This is a genomic window from Planctomycetia bacterium, assembly GCA_034440135.1.
Lineage (GTDB): Bacteria > Planctomycetota > Planctomycetia > Pirellulales > JALHLM01 > JALHLM01.
The window spans coordinates 1-7081 of sequence record JAWXBP010000521.1 but is presented as its reverse complement, the minus strand read 5'-3'; the positions used below and the strand labels follow the sequence as shown (position 1 = coordinate 7081).

Below are 7081 nucleotides of genomic sequence, written 5' to 3'. Positions count from 1 at the left end.
TGCGGACCACGATCGTTTCGTGTGCCGCCTGCAATGAGCGGAACTGGGATTCACGTTCGTGTAGTAACGCGTCCAGCTCGCGCATGCGGCGGTAAATAAAGACAGCCGCAATCGCTGGCGACAGCATGGCCAGGATCATCAGTTCGTGGAGGTGCCAGCCGTCCCAGGCCGATACGGTGGCCACGAACGCACTGAATCGTTCCCAGGCGTCGCAGGCGTAACAGAGGAAAACGGTGGCGACGCAGCCCGCGATAATTGCTAGCAGATCGATCAACGCCCGCCGTCGGAGTCGCGCGCGTTTTTCGCCCACAGGTGCGCGCTCTTCCGGTTGGGTTGGCAGACTGGACATCCCGGCAATCCTGATCTTCGTCAAGCAGCGCGCAGCGCGCACCACGGCGAGAGGCAAACGAGATGAAACCGCGTATCGGGACGGCCGCACCATGTCAACCATAGCCCCTGGATGATGTGCGAATGCGGCAAACCGCCAAGGTTCGGAATCGCGCAGTGCGTAAGGGTAAGCCCGGCACGTTACAGTCCGCGAAAACGTCGCCGCCCGACTTGCGTACCTAGGAAACAGCTAGGTGCGCAATCCCGCCCAGCAAATCGTCGTCGAATCGCGGCAACTGGCAGTTTTTGCGAGACTCACCCATTCGCAGGGATTCGACGCATCGATTTCGCTGGGCGGCGGCGTCTTCCAGGGTTTTGGCCCGCCCTGCTCCTTGGCAGGTGCAACCCTCGAAGCACGCCGCTATGTTAGGGCCACGCTCACCCTCTTGTTTGCCCGAAGGAAGTTCCATGCCAGGGTTCGATCAGGCCACGAAGTCCGTCGATGAAGCGGCCTCGCCTCGTCGCACGCGGCTGGGGCTGCAGTTGTTTTGCGTTTACTTGGCTCTTTACGTTGGCTTCGTGCTGCTGAATGCTCTGGCGCCGGAGCGGATGGCAATCACGCCGTTCGCGGGCGTGAATCTCGCCGTGCTCTACGGACTGGGGTTAATCGTCGCCGCGTTTGTGATGGCGCTCCTGTACGAATTGCTGTGTCGCCGCATCGATCGGCAGGACGCCGGTCGGGGAGGCGATAAGTCGTGATTTACGAGCCTTCCGGAATCGCGGTCTCGGTCTTTCTGTTGTTCGTGGCGATCACGCTGGCGATCAGCTTTCGCTTGGGCGCCAAGGCCAAATCGTCGCAGGGCTATTTTGCCGCCGGCGGTGGTATCCCTTGGTTCGTAAACGGCATCGCCTTCGCAGGCGACTACCTTTCGGCGGCGTCGTTTCTGGGCATCTGTGGGATGATCGCCTTCTACGGCTACGACGGCTTCCTGTATTCGATTGGCTATCTCGCGGGCTGGATCGTGGCGCTGTTTGTGATTGCCGAGCCGATTCGCCGTCTCGGAAAATTTACGTTCGCCGACGCTTTGGACAGCAAATTCCACTCGCGTGGGATTCGTCTTTCGGCGGCTGTGAGTACGCTTGTCGTCAGCTTGTTTTATTTAATCCCACAGATGGTCGGCGCCGGCGCTTTGGTCAAGCCATTGCTGGGGTTGCCGCATTGGGCCGGCGTATCGATTGTCGGCGCGGTCGTGGTTTTGATCGTCGTCACCGCCGGCATGGCGTCAACCACTTACGTGCAGTTTCTCAAAGGCTCGCTGCTGGTGTTGTTCTCCGGCTGGTTGACGGTGCTGATCCTGCAGCGCGGGCTGGTCGTCGATGAACGCTACCGCCCCGGCGGTTCCGCGTCCGATCCGTTTGCCGCGACACAAACACTGCGCGTCACCGCGGACGGGAAACGCATCGTCAACGGATTGCCACAGGGAGAATCGAAGGACGCGGACTTCTGGCGGGTGGGGCATGTCAGCAAGCTTCCTGACGGCAAGTTGGAAACCGGTCCGCTGGGTCCCTTGGAGTTCTTGAGCACGTTGCAGCAAAGCGAAGTCGTGCTCTGGAGCTCGGCGACGAAGGCCGAGCCGGATGGCAGTACGTTGACTACTTATTCGCAGCGCGTCGTGCCCGGCGCGGAAATTCTGCGGCCGGGCAACAGCCCGACGTTCAAGGGAGTGCGGAGCGAGCGGATTCAGGACAAGTTGAACTTCCTGTCATTGATGCTCGCGCTGTTTTGCGGGACGGCGTCGTTGCCGCATATTTTGATTCGGTACTACACCGTGAAAGATCAGGCCGCGGCGCGAAAGAGCACCGTGGTCGGCATTGCCAGTATTGGGTTTTTCTACGTGCTGACATTGTTCCTGGGACTCGGCGCGATGACCAGCGGCGCCATTGACGTTACGAACAGCAATATGGCCGCGCCGCTTTTGGCGCGGAGCATGGGGGAACTGCTGTTCGCGGTGATTTCGGCGATCGCCTTCACCACGGTGCTGGGCACGGTCAGCGGATTGATCGTCGCCTCCAGCGGGGCAGTCGCGCATGACCTGGCTGGGAGCTTCGTCCGCACTCCGCTCACCGATCACGAAAAAATTCGCATCGCCAAAATTGCGGCCGTCGTGGTGGGCGCGTTGGCCATGGCGCTTGGCATTCTGTTCGAGAAGATGAACGTCAACTTCCTCGTCGGCTGGGCGTTCAGCGTGGCCGCTTCGGCGAATCTTCCCTCATTGATCATGCTGCTGTTTTGGAAAGGCACCACGCGCCAGGGGATCACCACGGCGATCCTGGTCGGCATGATCTCGTCGCTCACCTGGATTCTGCTGAGCGAAGACACATTCCGCGACATTTACGGACTCGCCCCGGCCGACGCCTGGGTGCCGTTCAGTCAGCCGGGCATCGTGACGATTCCGCTGGGATTTGCGACGGTGATCTTGGTGTCGTTGCTGACGAAGGAGCGCTAAGGCGAAGGTTGAGTGCGACATCTCTAAACACTAGCCCGACGCGCCAGTTTTGAAGTTGCGCATTTGCATGTTTTTCGAAAGCAGAGGTGGGTGCCTGGGGCTGGGGCAGCGGTGAATGTGCCGCGACGTCTCGCGCGCTGGGGCATCGTTGCGACCTTCAGTACAGTCAACCGAAGCCCCAGCGTGACGGACTTCGATTGCCGCTTGTTTTATGCCCCTGCCCCAGGCACCCATCGCCTTTTGCCCGAAAGGCGCAACTTCAAACCGCGCCAGCGAGGGGGAGTAGACGTCGTACATCGAACGGCGCTTACTCCCCCTCGCTGGCGCGTCGGGCTAGTATGAGGCTCGCCTTCCGTTATCTTTCTTGTTGACACCCAACGAGTATCCTCTGACGTCAGGCACACCATGTCCCGATACGAAACACTCTCTGCCGCCCTGCGGGATTTGCGCGAGAAATTCGTCCAGCACCGCATCGACTGCTATGCGCTCACTTCGCAACTTGTCGAGGGATTGCGTGAATACTTAGGCGTGGACGAGGATGTCGTCTGCTATTTCGCCACCCAGGGCAACTGGCAAGGTAGAAAGGTCGACGGGCCGGCAGGCGCGCTCAACTTGGGGGACGACACGTTTTGGCATTTCGGCGTGTCGATCGACGTGATGGAAGAGGTCGATCAGATGCCTTGCCACACGATCGGCTTCGAGTTCCGGCTCAAACGGTTGCCCGAGCATTACCTGTTGGCAATCATTCCCGACGGCCCGCAATTCCAAATCTCGGCCGCAGCGCCCGAGACGGACCTGCGGGCGGTTTACGAACACTTGTACCAGAATTCGCTCAAGCGCTATGGCGAAGCGTACCGCGGGTACTTTGTCGAAGGGGAACCGGCGAAACGATTTGGGTTTTAGAGCCGCTCAATACGTCTCGTCGGAACTGCCGCCTTCCGCTGCTTCGGTTTCGCTGGTGATGGCCTCGGCTGCTTTGTCAGTGGCCTTTTCGCGCTGCTCATCCAGTTTTTCGATGGCGGCGTCTTGGGCGCCTTCGATCACTTTGTGCTTTTGATCTCGGACCACCTCGGCGGCCTCATCCGCGACTTCCTCGGCCAGGTCGCGACACCCCAGCGACGGGGCGAGCATCGCCGTGGCCAACATCAACGTGGCAAATCGCTTCATGTTCTGACTCCCTGTACTGACCGCGGAACGGGCCTTCCGATTTCTATGCCAAGTATAGGGGGCCCTGCGAAGCGTGCAAGTTCGGCGCATGTGGCGAACTTGCTGCGCCTGGCAATTGGCGTCGCTGGCTGCCTAAACCGAAACGGTTAAAGACCTTCCAACTCAGCTAAACACCGATTCAGGCCCGCAGCGTTTCTCACTGTCAGATTAACGGCGGCGCGACAAGAAAAAGCCCAGGGAAGGCCACCCAAGACTTTGGTGATAGCAAAGACTTCGAGGGCCTTCCCTGGGCTTAACGCTATCGGCGCGATGAGCAATCGCTAGCCTTCTCCGCCGAGGCGGACTTTGAGCGGCAGTTCGTTCATGGCCGGGACGAAGACTTGCGGCGCGAGTTCGCTCGCAGCGGTCAGCTTCAAGTTCCGCAGTTCCGCCAAAGGCAACGCGGCTGGTAGCGGGACTGTTAGCGAGAATTCCGTTTGGCCTTCGGCAACGACGACGGTCGCCGGCGTTGGCAGTCCTTCCAGCTTAACTGTGACTGCGCGCCCAAAGCCGGGCGAGCGTTCCACCGTGCCACGAAGTTCGACGGCCATTTGTCCATCGGCGGTCGGCACGATTTCCGCCGCGCCGGCCAAGCGCAATTGGAACGTAGGCTTCCTCACCGGCAATCGTCGCACGGCCGAGTAGGCGGTGGCGAGGACTTGATTGCCGTCGCCGCCGAGTAGTTCCGCTTTGAGCGCGACGTCATGCGGCAGATCCGGCAAGTCGGCGGGTACCGCGAGGGTGACCGTGGCATCGACTTGATCGGCGGCGAGCACGGCTTCTTGCGCTAGCCGTAACGTGCGGTCGACGTCGGGAACCGTCTGGTTGTTCTCCATCTTTGTCGGCGGCACCTGGCTAGTGATGAGCGATAGTCGCACCGCACCGGCAACGCCTTCCGTGCGTTGGATTTGCGCGGGCAGCGCTGTTGTTCCGGCGAGTGTCAGTGCGTCGGTCTCTAAAGGCGCTCCCCAGGCGACAGTCAGGGGCGCGGCGGGCGCAGTGGCGATGGCGAATTCGCCGGCCAACCAGGGACTGTAGCCGCTGACCGCATTCGCCGGTCCGGTGACTGTGCGCGTGACGGTTTCCGGCGCGTCCACGGTGGAAGCTTGCACGTGGACTACGCCTGCAGCGTTGGGCTCCGCGCCGTGCAATGACATCAGTGCGTCGTTCACGCCGGCTGGAAGGAGAGCTTGCTCGGCGACCATTCCGGTCGGAAGTGAATTGAAGGCCAACGCGATGGGGCCGCCGTAGGAGCGGCGATCGGCATGCACGCGGGCGATCGCCGCGCCGCCCACGGGCACAACGTAGCGATCGGCGTCGAACGTGACGCGCAGTTCCGGCTGATCGACTGGGACGACTTCGAGTCGATAGCGAAACGCTTCGCCGCCACGATGGCGAAGGTCGCGCAGGCGGAGCTCGATCGATGCGATTTGTGCGGGCACGTCGAATTCCAGGCCCGGATCCGTGGTGCCGGATTGATCGTCGGCGACGGATAATTGGTTGCCTTGCGGGTCGTGAATTGTGAGTACGCCGTCGAGCGGCGAGTTCGCCCGTTCCGCCCAGCATTCGATTTTCAGTTTCGTTCCGGGCGTGACCGCGACGCGAAAGGCATCCACTTCGCCTGGGGACAACAATCGCCCGTTGATGCCGACCGGAGCGGTCATGGTTCCGGCCAACTCGGAATCGACTTCCTCGGTGACTTCGCGCCAGGGGCTGACGTACATCCGCAGTAAGCCGGTCGGTGCGGTACTAGGAAGTGCGAGGCGCACCGGATGCCAGGCGCCCGTGTTGACTCGTTCGCCGATCAGTCCCGTCAGAGATCGCGCCAGCAATTCTTGTTCGGTCATCCCGCGCAGGAAGGGAACCGTTTCGATTGCGGCGTTGGCGAGCTTCAAGCGGAAGAACGCCGGAGGCTGGCCTTGGAACAGGGCGTCGTGCAATTCGATGCGATAGCGGCCGTCGCGCGGCAAGGTCGCGGTGAGTCGCGCGTCGCCGTCGAATTGTGAGACGCCTTGCGCCCAGGCCAACTGAGCGCCGTTCTCATCAAGCAAGTGAATGACGGGATTCAACGGGCTGCCGAGTCGCTTGGCTTCGACTTCCACGGCGAACATTGCGCCGGCTTGGCCGTCGAACGGCACAATCACGCGCGTCGCGCCATCGCAGCGACCGGTGATCGCGATGGGAACGCTCACTGCTTCACTGGTCAGTGGAGATTGGACCAGTTCATCGACGACCACCGCGACGGCGTTGGAGATGCCTTGCCCGTTGGCGATGCGGAGTAGCCGGATGCCGGGGAAGCTGTCCGGCGGCAGCTCGATTTCCAATTCGATGCGCTCGGACGCGCCGCTCCCTTTGAGCGCGGCGGCAATGGGCTGATCGCCCAGCCATAGTCGCGGCTCCGGCAGAAGTTCGGCGCCTGATAAGGTGACCGTCGTCTTGGCGCCGGATTGCAAACCGCGCAGGGAGATGTCGTCGATGCGGGGGGCGCCCAAGGCGGCCGCGCCCAGTGCGAATACAGTGAAACAAAAAACGGCGGGCGATGTGAGCAATCGCATGGCGGCTGGCTCGTCGGCTGGAGGAGCGAATCCGCCGCGTGGCGCGCGGCGAGGCGGGAGACGAAACGAACCCGCGACCGTGCGCGGCTTACCTCACACGGTCGCGGTCGGGATTTCGATGATAACCTCGGGTCGCTGCACTAGCTACCGAAAGGATCCTCTTCGTCATCGGCGGCCGGGGCGGCGTCGTCGGCCGGCGCTTCGGCGGCACTGGAGTCGTCGGCCGCGGCATCATCGCCGCCGAACGGATCGGCTTCGTCGGCAGCCTCTTCGGCTGGAGCAGCGTCATCCGCCGCCGGAGCGGCGTCATCGGCTGCCGGAGCGGTGTCGTCCGCGCCGAAGGGGTCGCTCTCCTCGTCGGCCGGGGCCGCATCTTCGGCGGGCATTTCCTCTTCGGCAGCAGTATCCTCGGCTGACGCATCGTCGCCGCCGAATGGATCGCTGGCTTCGTCGTCGGCTGGGGCTTCCTCTGCCGGCGGAGTCGCA

General features: G+C 62.1%; 7 protein-coding genes. 3 read left to right on the top strand and 4 right to left on the bottom strand.

What is annotated here, in order from left to right:
• Positions 1-451, bottom strand: a 451-nt coding sequence (locus tag SGJ19_29330) for a hypothetical protein (GenBank protein ID MDZ4784369.1), incomplete at its 3' end; no start/stop codon positions are given.
• Between the two features lie 344 nt (positions 452-795).
• Here SGJ19_29330 and SGJ19_29325 point away from each other — a divergent pair.
• The 3 genes from SGJ19_29325 (at position 796) to SGJ19_29315 (ending at position 3737) form a co-directional block, all read left to right on the top strand.
• A complete protein-coding gene (locus tag SGJ19_29325; GenBank protein ID MDZ4784368.1) occupies positions 796-1086 on the top strand; it encodes a DUF485 domain-containing protein in 291 nt (96 codons plus the stop codon).
• Entirely contained in the window at positions 1083-2834 is a 1752-nt protein-coding gene (locus tag SGJ19_29320; GenBank protein MDZ4784367.1) for a cation acetate symporter, read from the top strand. The genes SGJ19_29325 and SGJ19_29320 overlap by 4 nt, the downstream gene beginning before the upstream one ends.
• A gap of 405 nt (positions 2835-3239) precedes the next feature.
• Positions 3240-3737: a hypothetical protein gene (locus SGJ19_29315; GenBank protein MDZ4784366.1), complete on the top strand. Its 498-nt coding sequence runs from the start codon at positions 3240-3242 to the stop codon at positions 3735-3737.
• Positions 3738-3743: 6 nt separating this feature from the next.
• Here the strand turns inward: SGJ19_29315 and SGJ19_29310 are convergent, their stop codons facing one another.
• From SGJ19_29310 to SGJ19_29300, 3 genes are all read right to left on the bottom strand, one after another.
• Entirely contained in the window at positions 3744-4001 is a 258-nt protein-coding gene (locus SGJ19_29310; GenBank protein MDZ4784365.1) for a hypothetical protein, read from the bottom strand.
• A 320-nt stretch (positions 4002-4321) separates the two neighbouring features.
• A complete protein-coding gene (locus SGJ19_29305; protein MDZ4784364.1) occupies positions 4322-6595 on the bottom strand; it encodes a hypothetical protein in 2274 nt (757 codons plus the stop codon).
• 140 nt (positions 6596-6735) lie between these two features.
• A partial coding sequence (locus SGJ19_29300) for a hypothetical protein (protein ID MDZ4784363.1) occupies positions 6736-7081 on the bottom strand: 346 nt, incomplete at its 5' end.